Raw genomic sequence first — 22581 nt, 5'->3', positions numbered from 1 at the left:
CGACTATATGCGCCCGGCTGAGAGGACCTCCGAATCCTGGCGGCGATCGCGGCCGAAAGAACACGCGGAATTTCGCGGGAAGGAAGCGCATGGGGCGTGTGAGCCTCGGCCCGTAGACTCGGTCGCATGACCGTCGCCTCCACGCCCGCGCTCGAAGCCGACCGCCAGGCCCTCATCGGCCTGATCACCGACGAGGCGGTGTTCCACGGGGACTTCACGCTGTCCAGCGGCAAGAAGGCGACCTATTACGTCGACATGCGCAAGCTCACGCTCGACCACCGTGCCGCCCCCGCGATCGGACGCATCATGTACGACCTGGTGCGTGATCTCGACGTCGTCGCCGTCGGCGGGCTGACCCTCGGCGCCGACCCGATCGCCAACGCCGTCATGCACGAGTCGGTGGCAACCGACCACCCGCTCGACGCGTTCGTCGTGCGCAAAGAGCCCAAGGACCACGGCCGCGGCCGCCAGATCGAGGGGGCGGATGTCGCGGGTCGCCGCGTCGTGGTCGTCGAAGACACCTCGACCACCGGCCAGTCGGCGCTGAAGGCGGTCGCGGCGCTGCGCCGCGAGGGCGCCGAGGTCGTCGCCGTCGCCGTGATCGTGGACCGCAAGACCGGTGCCCAGGCCGCCGTCGAGGCAGAGGGCCTGACCTGGCTGGCCGCGATCGACCTCGACGACCTGGCACTGGACCCGCAGTAGGCCGTCGATCGCTCACAGGCTTCGGAGGGTCGCGCGGACTTCGGACGATTTCGCCCACATCGTCCGAGATCGGTCAGATCCTCCGAAGTCTGTGAACGCCGCGCCGGGGCGGCACGCGCGCCGTCAACCGAGTCAGGCGAAGCGATCGGCGACGGCGGCGAAGCCGTTCTCGCGCAGCCAGCCGGCGTTGTACTCGCGCGTGAGGTAGTCGCGGCCGCTGTCGGCGGCGAACGAGACGATCACGTCGTCGGGTGCGGCATCCCGTGCGATGTCCAGGGCCGCGAGCAGGCTGAGGATCGACGACGTGCCCAGTAGCAGACCCTCGGTGCGCGCCACCTCCCAGCCGAACGCGATCACGTCGGCCTTGGTGCGGGTCTCGAGCCGGTCGATCACGTCCAGGTCGTAGTTCGCGGGGAAGTCGCGTTCGAGCTGCTCGTATCCGGGCCGACGTTCGATGTATGCGCGCGCGTTGGTCTTGTCGGCCTTCTCGGCGAAGTCGGTCGCGATCACCTGCACGTCCGGGTTCTGCGACTTCAGGTATGCGCCGGTGCCGCTGACGGTGCCGCCGGTGGCCACGGCCGCCAAGAAGTGCGTCACGCGCCCGCCGGTCTGCGCCCAGATCTCCGGCCCCGTCGACAGCGCGTGCGAGTGCGGGTTCGAGGTCGCCGACTCCTGCCGCGCCCACCAGTTCGAGGGGTCCTCCTGCTCATAGCGCTCCGAGATCGCCGCCCAGTGATCGGGGTGGCCTGCGGGTACGTCGCTGCGGCCGGGGACGATGTCCACACCCAGCAGCAGCAGCAGGTTCGCCTTCTCGGGTGACAGCGTCGGGTTGGCCACGATCGTCACCGGGTGGCCGGTCGCCTGCCCGGCCAGGGCGTAGCCGATCGCGGTGTTGCCGGCGCCGAAGTCGACGATCCGCTGACCCGGGCGCAGCTGGCCCGAGGCGATCGCCTCGCGGACGATGTTGATGCCGATGCGGTCCTTGCTCGATCCGCCCAGGTTGAACTGGTCGAGCTTGACGTACACCGCGGCTGCGGCATCCGGCGCCACCCGGTTGATGCGCACCAGCGGGGTGTTGCCGACCAGGGCGAACGCGTCGTCGTACACGCGCGCGTCGGCGGGGTCGGGAAAGGCCGGCAGTGCGGCGGTGAGGTCGGGGGCCAGGGCGGTCATGAGTGCTCCTTCGGGGTGTTCGAGGTGTTCGAGGTGGGGGTGGGGGTGGGGGCTTCGCTGCGGGCGGCATCGAGCACTCCGCGGATGAATCCGGTCACCGCTCCCTGGGCCGGGTCGCTCAGGTAGCGGGGGCTCTCGTGGTCGGCCTGCTCGATCGTGAGCAGCTCGACGTCGGCGCCGACCCAGCTCAGCGCGTCGAACAGCTGTCGCTGCGAGGACTGGATCTCGATCGAATCGCGCGTGCCCGACAGCAGCAGGAACGGCGGCAGGGCGGATGCCTCGACCCGGTCGAGATGGAACCGGGGGTCGGCATCCCACGCGTCGCGCAGCGACACCTCGGCGAACTCGTCGGTGCCGATGAACGCGCGGAACGGGTCGTCACCGCGCGCGCCCGAGGCGAGGCCGCGGTCCCAGAACCCGCCCGGATACTGCTGCGGCGGGTAGCGGTGCGTGAGGTAGCGCGAGGAGGGGCTCAACGGTGCGAACCACGACACGACACCGCCCAGCGGCGTGGCCAGCCGGTCTTCGGCCGTGCCCTTGGTGGCGGCCAGGGCGGCCAGATGACCGCCCGACGACGCGCCGCCGAGGACGATGCGCTGCGCGTGGAGACCGAGTTCGGCCTGTCGTTCGTGCACGAAGGCGACCAGGTCGAAGACATCGTCGATGTTGCGCGGATACGGCCGGTCGGGGGTGAGCGTGTAGTTCGCGCTGATCGTGGTCACGCCCAGCGCGGCGAGGCGGCCGGCCACGCTCAGGCGCGCCTTGTCGCCCACGCGCCAGCCGCCGCCGTGCAGGTGCACGAACACCGCTCCGTCGTACAGCGGCGCCCACCGACCCGTCGCGGGGTGCACGTCGAAGGTCTGGGCGATGCCGGCGCGGTCGGTGTAGACGACGTCGCTGAGTGCCGGACTCGGCGCGTGCGTCGCCACCGGCTGTGCGAGCTCGGCCTCAGCCGCGGGTGCGGTCTGCGTCGGCATGGTGCTCCTGTTCGGATGCCGCGGTCGCGGCGGTGTGTGGATGCCGCGGGTGCGGCCGGTGCCGCGGGTTGCGGCGGTGCCGTCAGGATGCCGCAGCATCCCGCCCCGCGTCGCCGTCGAGGACGCGAGAAGACGCGAAATGTCGTTGTCCGACGAAGTGTGACGAGACGTGTCGTCATGTGTCGTCACCGTGTGCGGCCGGTCGGAGGCTCTCATAGCGTGCCTGGCACCACCCCTCCACAGACAGGAACGCACCATGTCCAGGTCACTGTCCCGGCCGGCGACGCAGTTCGCATGGACCGTCCCCACCCGGCACCCCGGGATCACCGGTACGGCCGCCGTGTCGCGTTACGAGCAGATCGCCCGCGGCGCCGACCAGGCCGGATTCGACGCCCTCTATCTCCCGTGGGACGATGCCGGCGACAGCACGCTGGTCGTCGCCGGCATCCTCGCCCGCGCCACTCGCCAGACGCGCATCATCGTCGAGACCCATGCAGGCGCCGGCAGCCCCGTGTACCTGGCGAAGCTGTTCGCCACGGCGCAGCGCGCGGCGTCGGGGCGCCTCGACCTTGCTCTGCGGGCACGTGCGCCGCACGAGAAGGCCCTGGACGAACGGGATGCCGCGGCCCGACTGGTCGAGTTCGCCCGGGTGTTCCGCGGGGTGTGGAACGAACAGCCCGTCGCGCAGGACGACGACACCGTGCGCTTCGACGTGGACGGCCGGTTCTTCCAGGTCGAAGCCGGCGGGCTGCGCGGCATCCTGTCCGGACAGCGGCTTCCCCGCCTGTACCGCCCCGCCGACCAGACGGGGGATGCCACGGTCTACGGCACCGTGATCACACAGCGGCCGACGGCAGGGCACGCGCTGGCCGTCGGCATCCTGACCCGCGTGAGCGAGGCCGAAGCGCGCGCCGACGCCGCCCAGACGGGTGTAAATGACGGCATCGTCGGCAGCCACGCGCAGACCATCGACGCGCTCGCCGAAGCGATCGGCGACGGCGTGACCGAGATCGTGTTCCGTGCCGCCGATCCGATCGCCGACCTGTACCGCGTCGCCGAGAATGTGCTGCCGGCGCTGGATGCCGGCCGCCGCGTCGGCGACGCCGAGGCGACCGAGCCCGCCGACACCCGAACTGACACCGAGAAAGACACCGACACCGAGAAAGAAGAGGCAGCGGCATGACCGAGTTCTTCTGGCGCATCGCGATGGAAGGCGACCACGCCAGCCTTTCGACGCCGCACAAGTACGGCCGCGGCAACGCCCGCGGTGTGACGACCGGCAACGTCGCGCCGTTCCGCCGCGAGGGCGAGGTCGATGACACGTTCAGCTACATCGACCACGCCCTGCTGGTGGCCAAGGCCAGTGAATCGGCCGGGTTCACCGGCGGACTGCTGCCGTCGTTCCCCTCCACCGATGACCCGTGGGCGTACGCGAGTGCGCTGCTGGCCGGCACTGGCACCTACCGGTTCATGGTCGCCTATCAGCCCGGATTCCTGCACCCGCTCGAGGTCGCCCGGGCCTCGGCGACCTACCAGCAGCTGTCGGACGGACGGCTCGTGTTCAACGTCATCACCGGTGGCGGGGGGCCCGCCCAGCTGTGGTGGGGCGATCGCGTCGGTCACGACGACCGGTACGCGCGCACCCGTGAATTCCTCGACATCATCAAGGGCGTGTGGTCGGGCGCCCCGTTCACATACGACGGGCGCTTCTTCCAGACCGATCGGTGGGCCCTGCCGCCGCAGCTGGCCGGGGCGGACTTTCCCGAACTGTACTTCTCCGGGTCATCGGATGCCGCGATCGAGGCCGCCGGCGCCCACGCCGACTTCTACCTGTCGTGGCTTGAACCGCGTGCGCAGCTGGCCGAGAAGTTCGACCGCGTGCGCGAGAAGTCGGCCGAGGCGGGCCGCACGCCCAAGTTCGCGCTGCGCATCGAGATCCTCGCCCGGTCCACACCCGAGCTCGCGTGGGCCGAGATCGACCGCGCCTGGCGGCAGCCGCTGGGCGGGCAGTCACCGGCGGGCGGCGACTCGGTGGGCGTCTCGCGGCAGGCGGGCATCGTGCCCACCAGCGGCGACTGGCGCGACCTCGAGATCGAGCCGAACGTGTGGGCCGGTTTCAACACTCTGCGCGCCGGCCCCGCACTGGGCCTCGTCGGCTCGTACGAGCAGGTCGCCGCGCAGCTGCAGAGCCTCGTCGATCTGGGCGTCGACTCGTTCATCCTCGCATCCACCCCGCACCTCGAGGAGGCCTACCGTGTCGGCGAACACGTCCTTCCCCTCGTCGGCTGAGCGCGACTCGCGCGTCGGTGACGACGAATTCGCGACATCCTGGCGCAGCTGGCATGACGAGTCGGACCGCCGCCGCCGCGATCCGCACGGGGTGCTGGCCTTCACCGGCCTGGTGTGGCTGACCGCGCAGCCGCAGCGCATCGCCGAGGTGCCAGGGCTGTTCTCCGTGCCCGCCGGCACGCACGACGTCGTCATCGAGGCGACCGCCGCCGACGGTCTGCGGCTGGGTAGACGAGAGGGTGCAGAAGGGGACGCCGAAGAACTCGACGGCATCACGGTGCTGGGCACTCTGACGCCGCACGTGCTGACCTTCGCGGACGGCGAGGTCGAGATCGCCCGTCGCGGCGCCCACGTGATCGCCCGCCCTCGGTCGGCCTACTCGCCCCTGCTGGCGGCCTTCGACGGCACTCCGGCATACGCCCCCGATGCGGCGTGGGTCGTGCCCGCGCGCTATGAGCCGTGGGATCAGGCCCGCCGGGTGGCGGTGGATGCCGCGACCGGGCGCTTCACGCATGAGCTCGACGCCGTCGGCACCGTGCGCCTGACCCTTGATGGCCAGGCGTACGAACTGACCGCCTTCGCCGGGTTCGTGCCCGGCACGGTGCGACTGCCGTTCCGCGATGCCACCAACGCGCTGACGACCTACGGCGCCGGCCGCAACGTGATCGTCGACCTGCCGGAATCGGGCGGCGAAGCGGGCGCGGAATCGGACGGCGCGTCCGGCGTCGCGATCGTCGTCGACTTCACCCGCGCCGTGAACATGCCCTGCGCCTACAGCGACTTCGGCACCTGCCCGCTGCCGCCGGCCGAGAACCGGCTGGACGTGCCTGTCACCGCCGGTGAGAAGACCCCCACCCTGCGCCTGAGCGCAGACGTCGACGGCCACGCGGTCGTCGCACGAAGCTCCGCATCGACCCCGAAGGACCCGTCATGACCCGCCGCCTGCCCCTGTCGTTGACTCTGTCACGCACGATCGCGGCTCTCGCTCTGGCCGCGCTGGCCGCCGCATCCCTCGCCGGCTGCGCCGCGGCATCCGCCGCCGACTCCGGCGACGCCGGCACCGTCACGATCCGCATTCCCGACCCCGGCAACGCCGGCAGCCTCGCCCTGGGCAAGAAGGACGGCAGCCTCACGCGGGCGCTGGCCGCCGTGGGCGCCAAGGTCGAGTGGACCGGCACGGCCGGCGCGTTCGCACCCGCCGCGCTCGCGTTGAATGCGAACGAGCTGGATGTCGCGACCGGCTCGATCACGTCGGCCATCATGGCGCTCGGCCAGAGTCCGAGCTTCGAGCTGTTCGCCGCGGCCGCGCCCGACGACAACGGCGAAGGCATCCTCGTCAAGGACGGTTCGGGCATCGACACCGTCAAGGACCTCGTCGGCAAGAAGGTCGCCGTGTGGCACGGGTCGACCAGCGAATACCTGCTGCTGAAGGCGCTGGATCAGGCGGGCATCTCCGAAGACGCGGTGCAGCGCGTGTACCTGCAGCCGGCGCAGAGCGCGGCCGTGTTCCACTCCGGTCAGGTCGACGCGTGGGCCACCTGGTCGACGTTCTCGACCACCGAGCGCGCGGTGCAGCACGAGCACTTCCTGGTCAACGGCAAGCAGGTCGGGTCGCAGAACTACAGCGTGCTGGCGGTGCGCAGCGCGTTCGCCCAGCAGCACCCGGCCGTCGTGCGGGCCCTGTACGACTATGTCAACGCGAAGGATCTCGACCGCGAGAAGAACCCCGACCCCTACATCAACGTGTTCCGCACCAGCGGGCCCGACGCCGTCACCGGCGCCGCCGTGAAGCTGACCGCGCAGGAGTACCGGGCGTCGCACCCGCTGCAGCCGATCGGCGCACAGCAGGTGGCCGACTTCGCCGAGGTCGCGAAGTTCTATGCCGATCGCGGCATCACCAAGGGTGCGGTCGACGTGTCGAAGTACGTCATCGACGTCACGAAGCTGAAGGGCTGAACCCATGACCGACGTGCTCGAAGGGGCCGCAGGGCCCGCCCGCGTGGACCCGGCGGCAGTGCAGGATGCCGCGGCCGGGACCCCCGGCGCGGGCCCGGGCGGCGCCAGCCCCGCCGCTGCACTGACCGCACTGGTCACTCCGCGTGTGCGCCGGCACCGCGACCGGTCGACCGTCGGCGCGGTCGCGGCGCGGCTGGGCGGACCGTTGGCCATCGTCGCGATCTGGTGGCTGGCGACGGCGACCGGACTGCTGACCCCCGACGTGCTGGCCTCGCCCGCACAGGTCGGGCAGGCAGCCGTCGAACTGTGGAACAACGGACAGCTCCCCGAGGCTCTGGCCGTCTCGCTCGCCCGTGCGGGCGCGGGCCTGGTGATCGGTGTGTCGATCGGCCTGTTCCTCGGCCTGATCGCAGGCTCGACCCGCTCCGGCGAGGCAGTGTTCGACTCCGGCATGCAGACGCTGCGCGCCCTGCCCTTCCTCGCTCTCGTGCCGCTGTTCATGGTCTGGTTCGGCATCGGCGAGACGGCGCGCATCGCCCTGATCGCCGTGGCCACGACGTTCCCGATGTATGTCTCGGCGTCGGGATCGGTACGTGCGACCGACCCGAAGCTGCTGGAAGCGGCATCCGTCTTCGGCTTGTCGCGCTGGGCGACCGCACGCCAGGTGATCCTGCCCGGCGCCCTGCCGGGACTGTTCTCGGGCCTGCGACTGTCGGCCACACTGAGCATCATCGCGCTGATCGCCGCCGAAGAGATCAACGCCCTGGCCGGCCTCGGTTATCTCATGGCGCAGGCGCTGAACTATTCGCGCACCGACATCCTCACCGTGTGCATCCTGATCTACGGGCTGCTCGGCCTCGTCGCCGACACCCTCATCCGCGGGCTGGAGCGGGTGGGCACACCGTGGCTGCGTTCCCGGGCGGTGCGGGCGTGAGGGGGACGGCGGTGGATGCCGCGGAGCGCGGGGCGGTGGATGCCGCGGAGCACGGGCCGAGCGTCGCGCCCCGGGAGGCGAGCGTCGCGGGTGGCGGCGCCTCTGAGGGTGCCATCGGGGCCGAGGCCGTGCGGCTGCGGGGCGTGCAGAAGCGCTTCGGCGACCGGGTGATCCTCGATGGGATCGACCTCGACATCCGCCGCGGCGAGTTCGTGGCGCTGCTGGGTGCCAGCGGATCGGGCAAGACCACCCTGCTGCGCATGCTCGCCGGCCTGGAGAGCGTCGACGGCGGCGAGCTGCTGGTGCCCCCGGCACGGACGGTGGTCTTCCAGGAGCCGCGACTGTTCCCCTCGCAGCGCGTGCTGGCGAACGTGACGATCGGTCTGGGCGGCGCGGCCGTCGCGGACGCCGCCCGTCGGACGCTGGCCGAGGTGGGTCTTGCCGCGCACGAACGCGCCTGGCCGCTGACACTGTCGGGCGGTGAGGCGCAGCGCGTCGCGCTGGCTCGGGCGCTCGTGCGCAGCCCCGAACTGCTGTTGCTGGACGAGCCGTTCGCGGCCCTCGACGCACTGACCCGCCTGAAGATGCAGGACCTCGTGGGCGACCTCTGCCGCAGGCACGGCCCGGCCGTGCTGCTGGTCACGCACGACGTCGATGAGGCGCTGCGCCTGGCCGACCGGATCATCGTGCTGCGCGAAGGTCGGTTCCTGCCCGAGCCGGGGACGAATCGCAGCGAACTGCTCGCCTCGCTCGGCGTCACCGCCGCCTGAGCCGCAGCGCCTCCTCCACAGGGCGGGTCGCCGACGGATTATCCACAGAAAACAAGTTCGCGACGATCCTGGGGGTCGCGGCGCGATCCGCCGAAAGCCCGACTCTGGGCGGTCTGCCGCCAACGTTGCCGGTCACGATCTCGGCCGACGAGTTGAACCGAGACAACGGTGTCGGATCCCCGAACCGCACCTTCTCCGGCCACCAGCGGCGGGCGATCACCGCCCGTGACGGTGCCTGCATCATCCCTGGATGCCACCTCCCCGCGTCCTGGTGTGAGATCCACCACGTGCAGGGACATGCGAAAGGCGGTCCCACCCATACCGACAACGGAGTGCCGCTGTGCTGGTGGCATCACCGCACCATCGACTTCAGCGGGTGGGAGATTCGGATGGTGGAGGGGATGCCAGAAGTCCGCGCACCGGCCAACAGAAGCGGCTGATACAGAAGCGGCTGACACAGACGGGCCGGCATCACGCAGACTGAAGACATCCGGAGGAGGATCACATGCGCAAGACGCTCGCGGCGATCGCCGGTCTCATCGTGGCGGGTCTCGCCCTCACCGGGTGCACCGGCAGCACCGACACGGGCGAGAACGGCGGCGACACGAGCCAGGTCGACGTGTTCACCTGGTGGGCATCCGGCTCAGCGAAGACGGGTCTGGACGCCCTGGTCGCCGTCTTCGACGAGCAGTTCCCGGGCATCGAGTTCGTCAATGCGGCCGCAGCCGGCAACGCAGGCTCGGACGCGAAGAATGTTCTGGCTTCGCGGTTGAAGGCGAACGATCCGCCGGACTCGTTCCAGGCGCACGCCGGTGCCGAGCTGACCGACGACGTCGATGCCGGCAAGCTCGAGGACCTCACCTCGTTCTACACGCAGAACGGTCTGACCGACGTCTTCCCGGCGGCGCTGCTGGATCGCCTCACGCTCAACGGCAAGATCTACTCGGTGCCCAGCAGCATCCACCGTGCGAACGTCGTGTGGCTGAACACCGCTCTGCTCACCAAGGTCGGCATCGACCCGACCAAAGCCCCGGCCGACCTGGACGCCTGGCTCGGCGACATGAAGAAACTGAAGGACTCGGGTGTCGGCACTCCGCTGTCGGTGGCCGCTGACGCGGCCCAGGTGCAGCTGTTCGAGAACGTGCTGCTCTCGGTGCTGGGCGCCCACGACTACCAGGGACTGTGGGACGGTTCGACGCCGTTCGGCTCCGCCGGCGTCACGAAGGCGATCGATTACTACGACAGGCTGCTGGCCTACGCGAACACCGACGGCGCCGGGCAGAGCTGGCCGGCCGCGACCGACAGGGTCATCGACGGCGACGCCGCCTACAACGTGATGGCCGACTGGGCCCTGGCCGAATTCGACGCCAAGGGCAAGACGTACGGCCAGGAGTACACCACCTGGCCGACTCCCGGAACCGACGGGGTGTTCGACTTCGTGGCCGAGTCGTTCACCCTGCCGGTGGGTGCGCCGCACCCCGGCGCCGCGACGTCGTGGCTGAAGACGGTCAGCTCGGCCGACGGGCAGAAGGCGTTCAACCTGGCCAACGGCTCCATCCCCGCACGCGCCGACGCGACCGCCACCGACTATCCGCTGTACCAGCAGGGCGCGATGGCCTCGTTCGCGAATGACACCCTGGTCAGCTCCCTGGCTGACGGTGCCGCCGTGAAGGTTTCGTGGCTGAACGACGTCACGTCAGCGATCGGTCAGTTCGTCTCCAGCAAGGACGTCGGGGCCCTTCAGGACGCGCTCGTCCAGGCCCAGAGCAAGGGGCTCGCCGGCTGACATCCGGCTGACATCGGGCCGCATCGGGCCGGCTGACATCGGGCCCGTGTGGTCGACCGGTGCCGCTATGCTCGGATCGTATCGGCGCGTCATCCCGTTGCCGCCGTTGCCCGGACGCGAAGCAGGAATCCGTGTCGGCGTGGGCAAGTACTTCATCGGAGGCCTCATGAGCGGAACGTTCACGTCGTGACACAACTCGCTCTCGCCGTCGATCTGGGCGGCACGAAGGTCGAGGCCGCCCTGGTGGACTCATCGGGTGCGGTGCTGCCGGGCTCGCGGTCGCGCCGGCCGACCGGACCGCGTGCGACGCCCGATCTGCTGCATGCGCAGCTGATCCAGATCGTGCGCACAGTGCTGTCGGGTGCGCCCGACGGGGTCGTCGGCATCGGGGTGGGCAGTGCCGGGCCCATCGACCATGCGGCCGGAACGATCGCCCCGGTCAACCTGCCGCAGCTGCACGGCATGCCACTCAAAGACATCGTCGCCGATGCGGCAGCGCGTGCGGGGGTGACCGAGGTTGAGGTGCACCTGGGGCACGACGGAGGATGCCTGGCCCTGGCCGAGGCATGGGTCGGTGCAACGCGTGAGACGCGGTCGTCGTTCTCGCTCGTCGTGTCGACGGGGATCGGCGGCGGATTCGTCCTCGACGGCCGACTGGCCGCGGGTGCCACCGGCAACGCCGGGCACATCGGCCAGATGCACTCCGACGACGACCTGTCGCTCGAAGAAGTGGCGGCCGGGCCGGCCAGCGTCGCATGGGCCCGTGCCCAGGGGTGGGTGGGTTCGACCGGAGAAGAGCTGGGCGCGGCCGCGGCATCCGGTGACGTCGTCGCCCGCGCCGCGATCGAGCGGTCGGCCCGCGCGTTGGGCCGGAGCCTCGCCGACGTGGCAGCGCTCGTCGACGTCGAGATGATCGCGATCGGCGGGGGGTTCTCGAGCGTCTCGGGCGACTACGTCGAGCTCGTCGGCGCCGCGCTTCGCGACGCGGCGTCGCTGCCGTACGCGGCCGCCGTCCCCGTGGTGCGCAGCGGCCTGCACGGCGACGGTCCGCTGGTCGGCGCCGCGGCCCTCGCCCTGCGCTGAGGCGGCCGGGCGGACCTCTCCCGGATCGAGACGGCACGAATTGCGCTCGATGGCGCCGACGACCCGCAGTCTCTGCAGTCTCGGCTCATCGCTCGGTGGCAGGCCATCCCCGTTCCGCCGGTCAGCGGCCCGAGGGATCGTCTCCGTGGTCGTCGCGGTCGTTCCCGTGGTCGCGGTCGTGGTCCTTCTTCTTGCCGTACCGGCGGACGTACTGCGCCACGAAGACGACCAGTGTGCCGGCCAGCGCGAGCGCCGTGGCGCCGAGCATCAGATTCTGTTCGAGCCCGTTCATCGCGGAGAGGTCACTGCACGAGGTCGGCCACCGAATCGACGATCTCGTCGGGGCGGAACGGGTAGCGTTCGACCTCGGAGCGGTCGCTGATGCCGGTGAGCACGAGCACCGTGTGCAGTCCTGCCTCGATGCCGGCGATGACGTCGGTGTCCATGCGGTCGCCGATCATGCCGGTGTTCTCGGAGTGCGCGCCGATCTGGTTCATGGCCGAGCGGAACATCATCGGGTTGGGCTTGCCGACCACGTACGGCTCGCGGCCCGTCGCCTTCGTGATGAGCGCGGCGAACGATCCGGTCGCCGGGACGATGCCCGACGGCGTCGGTCCGGTCGCGTCGGGGTTCGTGATGATGAATCTGGCGCCGGCGCCGATGAACCGGATCGCCTGGGTGATCGCCTCGAACGAATACTGGCGGGTCTCGCCGACCACGACGTAGTCGGGCTGGGTCTCGGTCATGATGAATCCGGCCTCGTGCAGGGCCGTGGTCAGCCCCGCCTCGCCGATCACGAACGCCGAGCCGCCCGGCATCTGAGTCTTCAGGAACTGCGCGGTCGCCAGCGCCGAGGTCCAGATGCGATCCTCGGGCACGTCCAGGCCCGACTGCGCGAGTCGGGCCGACAGATCGCGCCGCGTGAAGATCGGATTGTTCGTCAGCACGAGGAACGGGATGTCGGCATCCCGCCATTGCGCGAGCAGTTCGGCCGCTCCGGGGATCGGTCGGTTGTCATGGACGAGCACGCCGTCCATGTCGGTGAGCCAGCAGTCGATATCGGCACGGGTCCGCATGGGGCCAGCGTATCGGGCCGACCACGACTGTCGGAACGTTGCGCGCGTCGCCGTCGCTGTTCCGCATCGGCGAACGGCGGCACGCGTAGGCTCGGAGTGTGGCACGCGACGGTTGGGACACGCGGCGTCTGCCGGACCTCAGCGGCAGGCGCTACCTGATCACGGGGTCCACGCGTGGTCTGGGATATTTCGCCTCCGAGCAGCTCGTCGCGGCCGGAGCGCACGTGATCATGACGGGGCGTCATCCCAAACGCCTCGCCGCTGCGCACGCCGCAGTCGAACGGCGGGTGACGGATGCCGCGGCCGACGACTGGTCGCCCGAGCCCGGCACCGTCGAGACGCTGCTGCTGGACACGAGCAACTTCGGCTCGATCCGGGCGGCCGCAGCCACGGCACGCGCCCGCGGACCGCTGCACGGTGTGCTGCTCAATGCCGGGATCGTGCATCCGCCCAAGCAGCGTCAGACCGCGGGCGGCCACGAACTCGTGTTCGCGACGAACGTGCTCGGCCACTTCTCGCTGGCCGGCGAGCTGCTGCAGAATCTCGCGGTGGTCGGCGGGCGGATGGTGTGGCTGGGCAGCATGTCCACCGCCATGGGCGCCACCGACCCCACCGACCCTGAACTGGTGGAGGGATATACGCCGTGGCGCGCGTATGTGCAGTCGAAAGTGGCCACCACCGTACTCGGGCTCGAAGCCGACCGGCGACTGCGGGCCGCCGGGGTGCCGGCATCCAGCGTCGTTGCCCACCCCGGGTATTCGATCAGCGGGCGCTCGCCCGGCGTGCGCGGAGTCAACGAACCGGCGCGGTTCAAGCGTTTCGTCGACAACCTGCAGACGCCCATCTCGCAGTCCAAGCAGAGCGGCGCGCACAGCCTCGTGCGGGCGCTGGTCGATCCCGAGATCGAGGGCGGGCAGTTCGTCGGCCCACGGTTCATCGTGCACGGCACGCCGCGCCGTGCCACGCCCGTCAGGCTCACGCGCGACCCGGCGCTGGGCGCCCGCCTGTGGGAGTACTGCGAGAACGCGACCCGCGTGCGCTGGCCGTTCGAGAAGGCGGCGCGGGCGCGTCGACGGTTCCGCTGAAGTCGGCGGCGGTCAGAGGGTCAGCCACACCGCGTCGAGCGCACCATCGGGGATCGTGATGGCCGCAGCATCCTGGATGCGCACCTCGTGCGCCCCGAGCACCTCGATGCGGCAGCCCAGATGCAGCCCCGCGTTCTCCAGGGCGCGCAGCAGCTCGGGGTCGCGGTCGCTGACGCGCAGCACGCTGCCGCGGTGGCCCGGCTCGGCATCCCGCAGCAGCACGAACCGCTCGCGGCGCACGTGTCCGTCGGCGTCGGGGATCGCGTCGCCGTGCGGGTCGACCCGCGGGCGGCCGAGCCGGTCGTCGATGCGGTCCAGCAGTCGGTCGCTGAGCGCATGCTCGAGCACCTCGGCCTCGTCGTGCACTTCGTCCCACGTGTAGTCGTATTCGCGCACCAGCCAGGTCTCGATCAGACGGTGCCGCCGGATGATCGCGGCCGCTCGCCGCTCGCCGTCGGCCGTCAGCGCGATGGGGCCGTACGGCCGGTGCGCGACGAGCCCTTGCGCGACGAGCTTCTTGACCATCTCGGTCACGCTCGAAGGCGCCAATCCGAGCACGGCGGCCAGCTGCGACGGCGTGATCCGCCTGTCCTGCCACTCGGTGTGGTGGTAGATCGTCTTCAGGTAGTCGTCGGCCGCGGGGCTCGAGGTCTGAGCGGGGCTGGGCATCCCCCCAGGGTAGCCGCGTGGGCTCAGACTCCCGCGGTCAGCATCACCAGCAGCATCCCGTTCAACACGATGAGGAAGAGGGATGCCGCCACCCCCGCGGCGCTGGTCAGCACCCGGTTGCGGTATCGGCCGAGCACCTCCCGCCGCGCGGTGAGGGAGATCAGCGGGATCAGCGCGAACGGAATGCCGAACGACAGCACCACCTGGCTGAGCACGAGGGCCTGGGTCGGATCGGCGTCGACGACCAGCAGCAGCAGCGCCGGAACCAGCGAGATGGCGCGGCGCACGAGCAGGGGGATGCCCGTGCGCAGCAGCCCGTGCATGATCTCGGCCCCGGCGTACGCGCCGACCGAGGTGCTGGCAAGGCCGCTGGCCAGAAGCCCCACCGCGAACAGGGTGGCCACGACCGGTCCGATGCCGTCACGCAGCGCCGCGTACGCGCCCTCGAGCGTGTCGGTGCCGCCCGCACCCGACAGGGCGGTGGCGGCCAGCAGCAGGATGCACACGTTGACGGCGCCTGCCACGGCCATCGCGATCGACACGTCCCACCGGGTCGCGCGCAGCAGGCGCGGAATGGGCAGCTGCGTCAGCGCGAACCTGTCGCGGGCCAGCGCGGAGTGGGCGTAGACCGCGTGCGGCATGATCGTCGCCCCCAGGATCGAGGCTGCCAGCAGCACGGACCCCGACCCGTCGAACCGGGGGACGAGCCCGGCGACGACGTCGTGTGGGTGCGGCGGTGCGACGAAGACACCCGCGACGAATCCCACCGCGATCACGGCGACCAGGCCCATGATGACGAACTCGAACGTGCGCGGCTGTCGCTGCACGGCCAGCAGGCCGAGCGAGACGACGCCCGTGATGACCCCGCCGGCCACCAACGGCAGCCCGAACAGCAGTTGCAGGGCGACGGCGCCGCCGATCACTTCGGCCACGTCGGTGGCGATCGCGACGAGCTCGGCCTGCACCCAGTATGCGATCCTGGTTCCCTTGCGATGGAAGCGGGTTCCCAGCAGTTCGGGAAGGCTGCGACCGGTGACCACTCCGAGCTTGGCCGACAGGTATTGCACGAGCCAGGCGATGAGGTTGCCCAGCACCACCACCCACACCAGCAGGTAGCCGTACCGGGCGCCGGCGGTCATGTTGCTGGCGACATTGCCCGGGTCGAGGTAGGCGACACCGGCCACGAGGGCGGGCCCCAGCATCCATGCCCTGCGGCCCGGCCCGGAAGTCGCAGAGCGGGCACCAAACGTCGCTTCGCGGCTCACGGCCGCTGCTTTGGGCACGCCGACATTCTACTCCTGTTTTCGGTGCACCGAAAGATTGGTGGTCCTCGCCCGGGGCGAGGGGCAGCCGGGGGCGACTAGCCTGGATCGGTGACTGCTGAGCCCGACGCGCCCGAACCCGACTACGGCGTCGGGCCGTGGCCGGGCGGCAAGGCCGAGTGGCCGGACGACCCGCGATACGACCCCGATCTGCTCGCCCACGGCGACCGCCGCAACGTGATCGACCGCTACCGGTACTGGAGCATGGAGGCCATCGTCGCCGACCTCGACACGCGGCGCCACCCGTTCCACGTCGCGATCGAGAACTGGCAGCACGACATGAACATCGGCTCGATCGTGCGCAGCGCCAATGCGTTCGGCGCTGAGGCGGTGCACATCATCGGGCGCCGGCGGTGGAACCGGCGCGGTGCGATGGTGACCGACCGCTACCAGCACATCGAGCATCATGACGACATCGCCGCCTTCGCGCAGTGGGCGGATGCCGCATCCCTACCGATCGTCGCGGTCGACAACGTCACCGGGTCGCGGTCGCTGTACGACGCCGACCTGCCGGAGAAGTGCGTGCTGCTGTTCGGGCAGGAGGGCCCCGGGCTCTCGGACGAGGCGCTGGCCGCGGCATCCGGTCACGTCGAGATCATCCAGTACGGCTCGACGCGCTCGATCAATGCCGGGGCGGCCGCCGCGGTGATCATGTACGAGTGGTGCCGCCGCTGGGCTTGACCGGGAGCTCGGGTGAGATGCTCGAATCTGAGACGTGAACGAGAGGAATCCCATGAGCAGTCCGTACGCGGGACACAATGACGCGATCATCGAGGAGTTCCACCGCACCGGTGGAACCGTGGCGAACTTCGGTCGCAGCCTTGTGCTGCTGCACCACGTCGGGGCGCGCAGCGGCGCGTCGCGCGTGACGCCGGTCAGGGGCATCCGTGAACAGGGCGGCTGGCTGGTCGCCGCGTCCAAGGCGGGCGCCGACGACAATCCGGGGTGGTTCCACAATCTCGTCGCCCACCCCGACGTCGAGATCGAGACGGCCGACGACGGTACCGTCGCGGTGCACGCCACAGTGCTCGAGGGCGCCGAGCGCGATGCCGCCTGGAAGCAGTTCACCACCGCGTCCCCCGGCTTCGCAGAGTATGAGAAGCGCACGTCGCGGGTGATCCCCGTCGTACGGCTGAGGCCGCGCGACTGAGGCCGCGCGACTGAGTCCGCGGCAGCGCAGTCTCGCGCGGTCATGCTGGCTGGCGCATCCACTCCGGACGACGGATGCGCCACCCCAGTGTCACCAGCCGCGCGAGCATGTATACGCCGAAGAACGCGACGGCAAGCCACGTGAGTCCGGCCGCGCCGCCGGGATGCCACAGCCAGAGCGCGATCAGGGTCGGTACATATACGACGAGGTTCAGGCCGCCCGCGATTGCGAGGTAGCGAGCGTCGTTGGCGCCCATCAGCACGCCGTCGAGCACGAACACGACGCCGCACACCGGCTGGGCGACCGCCAGCACCATCAGCGCGGGCTGTGCGAGGGCGGCCAGGACAGGATCGCCGGTGAACAGCATCCCGATCCAGCCGGACAGGCCGCCGATGACGACCCCGACCACTACGCCGAAGCCCGCACCCCACGCGAGGGTGCGTCGCAGCACGAGGCGCACACTGGATGTCGCCCCGGCCCCCAGCTGCTTGCCGATCAGGGCCTGTGCGGCGATGGCCAGCGCGTCCAGCGCGAACGCCGCCGTCGAGAAGATCGTGAACGCGACCTGCCAGCCGGCGAGCTCCGGTGTGCCGAATGCGGTGGCCACCGCGACCGTGGCCAGCAGCGCGACGCGCAGCGACACTGTGCGCAGGAACAGCCAACCGCCCGCACGGGCGGTGTTGCGCACTCCTTCGCGTTGAGGACGCAGGGATGCCTCGTGCCGGCGTGCGAGCCTTCCCACTACGACTGCGTAGGCGGCGACCATGCCCCACTGGGCGACGACGGTTCCGGCGGCGGAGCCGGCGATGCCCCAGCGGAGTCCGTAGATGAACAGCGCGTTCAGGGCGGCGTTGGCGGCGAAGCCGATGCCGGCGATCCACAGGGGCGTCACCGTGTCTTGCATGCCGCGCAGCAGACCTGTCGCCGCGAACACGATGAGCATCGCCGGCAGCCCCCACATCGAGATGCCGAGGTAGATGCGGGCTTCGGCGGCCACCTCGGGCCCCGGCCCGAACAGCGCCACCAGCCCCGGTGCGGCGAGGTAACCGACGAGGGCGAGCAGGGCGCCCAGGCCCAGCGCCAGCCACATGCCGTCGATGCCCGCCGACACGGCGCGTGACCGATCGCCCGCACCGAACCGGCGGGCGACGGCGGGAGTCGTCGAATAGGCGAGGAACACCATGAGCCCGACGATCGTCTGCAAGACGGCCGAGGCGATGCCCAGCGCTGCCAGCGGCACGACGCCGAGGTGCCCGACCAGTGCGGAGTCGACGATCAGGAACATCGGCTCGGCGATCAGGGCACCCAGCGCCGGCACCGCGAGGCGCAGGATGTCGCGGTTCACGGCGCCGGGAGTGCTCACTGTTCGAGCCTAGGTGAGTCCTCAGACAGTCCTGGGTGAGTCCTGGGCACGTCCTGGGCACGTCCGGTGGAGCCATGGGGGCCGCCGCATCCGTTGCATCCGCAGCGCGCAGAGAGCCCCGGCGTCGAGCGAGCGCTACGACGAGTGCCGGCCCGGCAGCCAGCAGCAGACGGTGCCGCCGACGGCGGAGCACATGGTCGCGCACACGCACTCCCGCCCGCCGGCTGCCACCGGGAACGCGCATCGCCTGACGGCCGATCACGATGCGATCACGACCAGGATGCGGCATCCCGAGCGTGCATGGGCGGGTGCCCGGCGGCCTATCCTGGAGAGCATGACCGATTCCCCCCACTCGGGCCTCGAGGTCGACGCATTCGACCCGCAGATCCGGCCGCAGGATGACCTGTTCCGCCACGTGAACGGCACGTGGATCCAGAACACCGAGATCCCTGACGACAAGGCCCGCTGGGGCTCGTTCCACTTCTTGGCCGAGCAGGCCGAGAAAGACGTCCGGGCGATCGTCGAAGAGTCGCAGCAGGCCGAGGCCGGCAGTGAGGCCCGCAAGATCGGCGACCTGTACACGAGCTTCATGGACACCGAGCGCATCGCACAGCGGGGAATCGCGCCCATCGTCGAACAGCTCGCCGCCGTCGACGCGATCGACTCGGTGCCGTCGCTGCTGGCGACCATCGGCCGCCTCGAACGCGACGGCGTGGGCGGACTGATCGACGTGTACGTCGAGCCCGACCCGGGCAATCCCGAGCGGTACGTGCCGTTCCTCGTGCAGAGCGGCATCACGCTGCCCGACGAGAGCTACTTCCGGCTCGACGGCTTCGCCGAGGTGCGCGATCAGTATCGTGCGCACATCGCCACCATGCTCGACCTGGCCGGCATCGCCGGGGCGTCCGACGCCGCCGAGCGGATCTTCGCGCTCGAGACCGACGTCGCATCGCACCACTGGGACAACGTGCGCAGCCGCGATGCGGTGGCCACCTACAACCTCAAGACCTGGGACGAGCTGCAGCAGCTGGCAGGCCTGGACCTCGGGCCCTGGCGCGCGGCTCTCGCGCCCGGCCGCGAGAGCGCGTTCGACGAGGTCGATGTGACCCAGCCGAGCTTCTTCGAAGCACTCGGGGCGCTGGTGACCGAACAGCGCCTGGCCGACTGGAAGGACTGGCTGCGCTTCAAGATCGTGCACTCCGCCGCCCCGTTCCTGCCCGACGCGTTCATCGAGGCGAACTTCGCGTTCTATGGCACGGCCCTGACGGGCGTGCCGGTCAACCGCGAGCGGTGGAAGCGCGGTGTCGGCATCGTCCAGGCGGCGATGGGCGAAGGCGTCGGCAAGGTGTACGTCCAGCGGCACTTCCCGCCGGCGGCCAAAGAGGCGATGGACGCGCTGGTGGGCAACCTCATCGAGGCCTACCGCCAGTCGATCTCGCAGCTGGAGTGGATGAGCCCCGACACCCGTGAGCGCGCGCTGGCCAAGCTCGACTCGTTCACGCCCAAGATCGGCTACCCGGTCAGCTGGCGCGACTACTCGTCGCTGCAGATCGACGCGACCGATCTGGTGGGCAACGTGCGGCGCGCGCACGTGTTCGAGCACGACCGGCAGCTGGGGAAGGTCGGCGGACCCATCGACCGCGACGAGTGGTTCATGACGCCGCAGACGGTGAACGCGTACTACAACCCGCTCATGAACGAGATCGTGTTCCCGGCGGCGATCCTGCAGTACCCGTTCTTCGACGCCGAGCGCGATGCCGCGGCCAACTACGGCGGCATCGGCTCGGTCATCGGCCACGAGATCGGGCACGGCTTCGACGACCAGGGCAGCCGCTACGACGGCGACGGCAAGCTGCAGGACTGGTGGACCGACGAGGACCGGGCGGCGTTCGAAAAGCGCACGAAGAACCTCATCGCCCAGTACGACGCGCTCGTGCCGCAGGGTCTGTCCGACGAGCACCACGTCAACGGTGCGCTGACGATCGGCGAGAACATCGGCGACCTCGGCGGACTGGGCATCGCCCTCAAGGCCTACGCGCTGGCCACCGCCGGCGAACCGACGGGTGAGCTCGACGGCTACACGGCCCCGCAACGGCTGCTGCTGAGCTGGGGGCAGGTCTGGCGGCAGAAGAGCCGGGATGCCGAGACCATCCGCCTGCTGACGATCGACCCGCACTCGCCGAACGAGTTCCGGTGCAATCAGATCGTCCGCAACGTCGACGCGTTCTATGATGCATTCGATGTGACGGAGTCCGACGCGCTCTGGCTGCCAGAGCAGCAGCGCGTCACCATCTGGTGAGCGGATGCCGCAGTCCTCGTCTGGGACATCAGGTCGCGGCATCCTGCAGACACAACTGAATACTCGTGCGCGCGCCGTGCGCATGAGCCCTGCGCAGTGGAAGGAATGCCGTGGGCACGCCCCCAGAGCCCAAACGGGACACAGCGTCGCTTCGGGGGTCGCGACGCAGCAACAGGCGATTGCCGAGGAGGGCGGCGGTCGGCAGACGAACGTTCACATCCACGCTGAAGGCGCTGGATGACCTCGCCCAGGCCGGCGCGAAGGTCTCGGTGCGCATCAATGACCTCGACCGCGGCAGCACCGTCCTGCGCGGCGACGACTTCGTCACCCTGCCGGTGGCGGGCCTGGGCATGGTGCCGCTGCTGATCGAGGTGGCGGCCGCCATCGAGGCGGGAACCCTCGATCCGCTCGAGATCATCGACCGCTCCTCGATCGAGCGCGTCGAGGTCGGCGGTGTCTGGCAGCACCTGAAGGCGCCGGCGCTGCCGGTGGTCGATCTTGCCGTGCTCGCGGCCTCCTCGGGCGATGCCGCGGCATCCAACGCGCTGATCAATCGCGTCGGACTGCCCGCCGTGCGCGCGCGCATCGAACAGCTCGGGATGTCGCATTCCGCGCTGCTGGACCGCTTCCGCGATCACCGCGGGCCGGATGACGCGCCCCAGGTGGCCCTCGGATCCACACGGGAGCTCGCGCAGATGTTCGCCGCGCTGGTGAACTCCGAGGCGGTCACCGCCGGGGTCAGCGCCCAGGTCGCCGAGTGGCTCAGCCTCAATCAGGACCTGTCGCTGGTGGCATCGGCGACGGGCCTGGACCCGTTCGCACACTTCAACGACGAGCACGGGCTGCTGTTCATCAACAAGACCGGCCGGGACGACGGCATCCGTGTCGAAGCAGGGGTGCTCGCCGGACCTCGGGCGGGGGTCGCGTATGCGCTGATCGTGTGCTTCGACGACCTGTCGATCATGCACCGGCTGCGCGCGCACGAAGCGTTCCGCACGCTGGGCGTCGAGCTGATGGAGTACGTGTTCTAGAACACGATCGTGTGGTTGCCGTGGCGGATCACTCGGTCCTGCGCATGCCACAGCACAGCGCGTGAGAGCACCTGTCGCTCGACGTCGGCGCCGCGACGGGCCAATTCGGCGGCCGAGTCGGCGTGCGTGACGCGAACAGTGTCCTGCTCGATGATCGGTCCCTCGTCCAGGTCGCCGGTCACGTAGTGGCTGGTGGCGCCGATGAGCTTCACACCGCGCTCCTTGGCCCTGCGGTAGGGCTCTGCGCCCACGAACGCCGGCAGGAACGAGTGGTGGATGTTGATGACCGGCACCCCGAGCTTGTCGAGGAAGTCCTGCGAGAGGATCTGCATGTAGCGCGCCAGCACGACGAAGTCGACGTTGCCGACCAGCAGCTCGAGCAGCTCTGCCTCGGAGGCGGACTTGTCGGGGCCGGGCGTTGAGGCCACGTGGTGGAACGGGATGCCGAAACTGCGCACGTCGTCGGCCGCGTCGGTGTGGTTGGAGATGACCATGGGCACGGTCACCGGCAGGTCGCCCCGGCGATGCCGCCACAGCAGGTCGAGCAGGCAGTGGTCCTGCTGGGAGGCGAGGACCGCCATGCGCTTGGGCACCGACTGGTCTCTCAGCCGCCAGTTCAGGTCGAATCCGGCGCCCAGCGTGGCATCGAGGTCGGCTTCGATCTCGGGCGCCGCCGCCGCGAAGCCGGGCCGGTGAAACACCACCCGCTGGAAGTACGCGCCGCCGATCGGGTCGTCGCTGTACTGGTCCAGTGCGACGATGTTGCCGCCGTTGCGGGTGATCAGCGCCGAGACGGCGGCGACGATCCCCGGCCGGTCCCGGCCGTACACGATGAGGCAGGCGTGGTCGGAGGGGAGAGGGTGCAGGGGCATGGTTCGATTCTGCCGTGCCTGAGCGAACCGAGCGTTCTCGATGA

23 protein-coding genes are annotated in these 22581 nt (G+C 70.2%); 14 read left to right on the top strand and 9 right to left on the bottom strand.

The genetic code is table 11. The annotated features are described in order from the left end of the window. Positions 1 to 126: 126 nt before the first annotated feature. Positions 127 to 702, top strand: coding sequence for an orotate phosphoribosyltransferase (gene pyrE / locus QU603_RS14555; RefSeq protein WP_308492094.1), 576 nt, complete (start codon positions 127 to 129; stop codon positions 700 to 702). A 132-nt stretch (positions 703 to 834) separates the two neighbouring features. On the opposite strand, the gene QU603_RS14550 is transcribed toward pyrE, so the two are convergent. Beyond that, positions 835 to 1875, bottom strand: a complete 1041-nt coding sequence (locus QU603_RS14550; protein WP_308492093.1) for a PLP-dependent cysteine synthase family protein — start codon at positions 1873 to 1875, stop codon at positions 835 to 837. Continuing rightward, complete coding sequence (locus QU603_RS14545) at positions 1872 to 2852, bottom strand: alpha/beta hydrolase (RefSeq protein ID WP_308492092.1); 981 nt, start codon at positions 2850 to 2852, stop codon at positions 1872 to 1874. Before QU603_RS14545 ends, QU603_RS14550 begins: the two co-directional genes overlap by 4 nt. Before the next feature lie 256 nt (positions 2853 to 3108). On the opposite strand from QU603_RS14545, the gene QU603_RS14540 reads away from it, so the two are divergent. From QU603_RS14540 to QU603_RS14515, 6 genes are read left to right on the top strand one after another with little or no spacing between them, the layout of a single operon-like run. After that, positions 3109 to 4035, top strand: a complete 927-nt coding sequence (locus QU603_RS14540) for an LLM class flavin-dependent oxidoreductase (RefSeq protein ID WP_308492091.1) — start codon at positions 3109 to 3111, stop codon at positions 4033 to 4035. After that, entirely contained in the window at positions 4032 to 5141 is a 1110-nt protein-coding gene (locus tag QU603_RS14535) for an LLM class flavin-dependent oxidoreductase (RefSeq protein WP_308492090.1), read from the top strand. The genes QU603_RS14540 and QU603_RS14535 overlap by 4 nt, the downstream gene beginning before the upstream one ends. Next, positions 5107 to 6075, top strand: a complete 969-nt coding sequence (locus QU603_RS14530) for a DUF1684 domain-containing protein (protein ID WP_308492089.1) — start codon at positions 5107 to 5109, stop codon at positions 6073 to 6075. Before QU603_RS14535 ends, QU603_RS14530 begins: the two co-directional genes overlap by 35 nt. Beyond that, positions 6072 to 7097 (top strand): NrtA/SsuA/CpmA family ABC transporter substrate-binding protein, encoded by a 1026-nt coding sequence (locus tag QU603_RS14525; RefSeq protein ID WP_308492088.1) that lies wholly within the window; start codon positions 6072 to 6074, stop codon positions 7095 to 7097. The genes QU603_RS14530 and QU603_RS14525 overlap by 4 nt, the downstream gene beginning before the upstream one ends. A 4-nt stretch (positions 7098 to 7101) precedes the next feature. Beyond that, on the top strand, positions 7102 to 8031 hold the full coding sequence (locus QU603_RS14520) for an ABC transporter permease (protein ID WP_308492087.1): 930 nt from the start codon (positions 7102 to 7104) through the stop codon (positions 8029 to 8031). Beyond that, entirely contained in the window at positions 8001 to 8801 is an 801-nt protein-coding gene (locus QU603_RS14515; protein ID WP_370655313.1) for an ABC transporter ATP-binding protein, read from the top strand. Before QU603_RS14520 ends, QU603_RS14515 begins: the two co-directional genes overlap by 31 nt. On the opposite strand, the gene QU603_RS14510 is transcribed toward QU603_RS14515, so the two are convergent. After that, complete coding sequence (locus tag QU603_RS14510; RefSeq protein WP_308492086.1) at positions 8788 to 9045, bottom strand: hypothetical protein; 258 nt, start codon at positions 9043 to 9045, stop codon at positions 8788 to 8790. The genes QU603_RS14515 and QU603_RS14510 overlap by 14 nt on opposite strands. Positions 9046 to 9306: 261 nt before the next feature. Here QU603_RS14510 and QU603_RS14505 point away from each other — a divergent pair, with 261 nt between their 5' ends. Together QU603_RS14505 and QU603_RS14500 are read left to right on the top strand one after the other, a co-directional pair. Further along, on the top strand, positions 9307 to 10587 hold the full coding sequence (locus QU603_RS14505) for an ABC transporter substrate-binding protein (RefSeq protein ID WP_308492085.1): 1281 nt from the start codon (positions 9307 to 9309) through the stop codon (positions 10585 to 10587). Between the two features lie 186 nt (positions 10588 to 10773). Beyond that, positions 10774 to 11670, top strand: a complete 897-nt coding sequence (locus QU603_RS14500) for an ROK family protein (RefSeq protein ID WP_308492084.1) — start codon at positions 10774 to 10776, stop codon at positions 11668 to 11670. A gap of 121 nt (positions 11671 to 11791) precedes the next feature. Here the strand turns inward: QU603_RS14500 and QU603_RS14495 are convergent, their stop codons facing one another. Continuing rightward, entirely contained in the window at positions 11792 to 11962 is a 171-nt protein-coding gene (locus QU603_RS14495; RefSeq protein ID WP_308492083.1) for a hypothetical protein, read from the bottom strand. A gap of 10 nt (positions 11963 to 11972) precedes the next feature. Continuing rightward, positions 11973 to 12746, bottom strand: a complete 774-nt coding sequence (locus QU603_RS14490) for an HAD-IIA family hydrolase (protein ID WP_308492082.1) — start codon at positions 12744 to 12746, stop codon at positions 11973 to 11975. Positions 12747 to 12844: 98 nt separating this feature from the next. Between QU603_RS14490 and QU603_RS14485 the strand changes: the two genes are divergently transcribed. Beyond that, positions 12845 to 13831 (top strand): SDR family NAD(P)-dependent oxidoreductase, encoded by a 987-nt coding sequence (locus QU603_RS14485; protein WP_308492081.1) that lies wholly within the window; start codon positions 12845 to 12847, stop codon positions 13829 to 13831. 12 nt (positions 13832 to 13843) lie between these two features. Here the strand turns inward: QU603_RS14485 and QU603_RS14480 are convergent, their stop codons facing one another. Together QU603_RS14480 and QU603_RS14475 are read right to left on the bottom strand one after the other, a co-directional pair. Next, the gene (locus QU603_RS14480) at positions 13844 to 14500 is read right to left on the bottom strand and encodes a metal-dependent transcriptional regulator (protein WP_308492080.1); all 657 of its coding nucleotides are present in this window, start codon (positions 14498 to 14500) and stop codon (positions 13844 to 13846) included. A gap of 23 nt (positions 14501 to 14523) precedes the next feature. Continuing rightward, positions 14524 to 15783, bottom strand: coding sequence for an Nramp family divalent metal transporter (locus tag QU603_RS14475; protein WP_370655312.1), 1260 nt, complete (start codon positions 15781 to 15783; stop codon positions 14524 to 14526). Between the two features lie 90 nt (positions 15784 to 15873). Between QU603_RS14475 and QU603_RS14470 the strand changes: the two genes are divergently transcribed. Next, the gene (locus QU603_RS14470; protein WP_308492079.1) at positions 15874 to 16503 is read left to right on the top strand and encodes a TrmH family RNA methyltransferase; all 630 of its coding nucleotides are present in this window, start codon (positions 15874 to 15876) and stop codon (positions 16501 to 16503) included. A 52-nt stretch (positions 16504 to 16555) separates the two neighbouring features. Then, entirely contained in the window at positions 16556 to 16972 is a 417-nt protein-coding gene (locus tag QU603_RS14465) for a nitroreductase/quinone reductase family protein (RefSeq protein ID WP_308492078.1), read from the top strand. Positions 16973 to 17012: 40 nt separating this feature from the next. Here the strand turns inward: QU603_RS14465 and QU603_RS14460 are convergent, their stop codons facing one another. Then, positions 17013 to 18335, bottom strand: coding sequence for an MATE family efflux transporter (locus tag QU603_RS14460; RefSeq protein WP_308492077.1), 1323 nt, complete (start codon positions 18333 to 18335; stop codon positions 17013 to 17015). Positions 18336 to 18669: 334 nt separating this feature from the next. Between QU603_RS14460 and QU603_RS14455 the strand changes: the two genes are divergently transcribed. Beyond that, entirely contained in the window at positions 18670 to 20634 is a 1965-nt protein-coding gene (locus QU603_RS14455; RefSeq protein WP_308492076.1) for a M13 family metallopeptidase, read from the top strand. A 179-nt stretch (positions 20635 to 20813) separates the two neighbouring features. Beyond that, entirely contained in the window at positions 20814 to 21665 is an 852-nt protein-coding gene (locus QU603_RS14450) for a serine hydrolase (protein ID WP_308492075.1), read from the top strand. On the opposite strand, the gene purU is transcribed toward QU603_RS14450, so the two are convergent. Next, positions 21662 to 22537 (bottom strand): formyltetrahydrofolate deformylase, encoded by an 876-nt coding sequence (purU, locus tag QU603_RS14445; RefSeq protein WP_308492074.1) that lies wholly within the window; start codon positions 22535 to 22537, stop codon positions 21662 to 21664. The two genes, QU603_RS14450 and purU, sit on opposite strands and share 4 nt — an antisense overlap. Positions 22538 to 22581 lie beyond the last annotated feature (44 nt).

Origin of the sequence: Microbacterium terrisoli (assembly GCF_030866805.1) — a bacterium.
Lineage (GTDB): Bacteria > Actinomycetota > Actinomycetes > Actinomycetales > Microbacteriaceae > Microbacterium > Microbacterium terrisoli.
The sequence above is the reverse complement of the archived record's forward strand: the minus strand, read 5'-3'. Positions and strand labels throughout refer to the sequence as shown.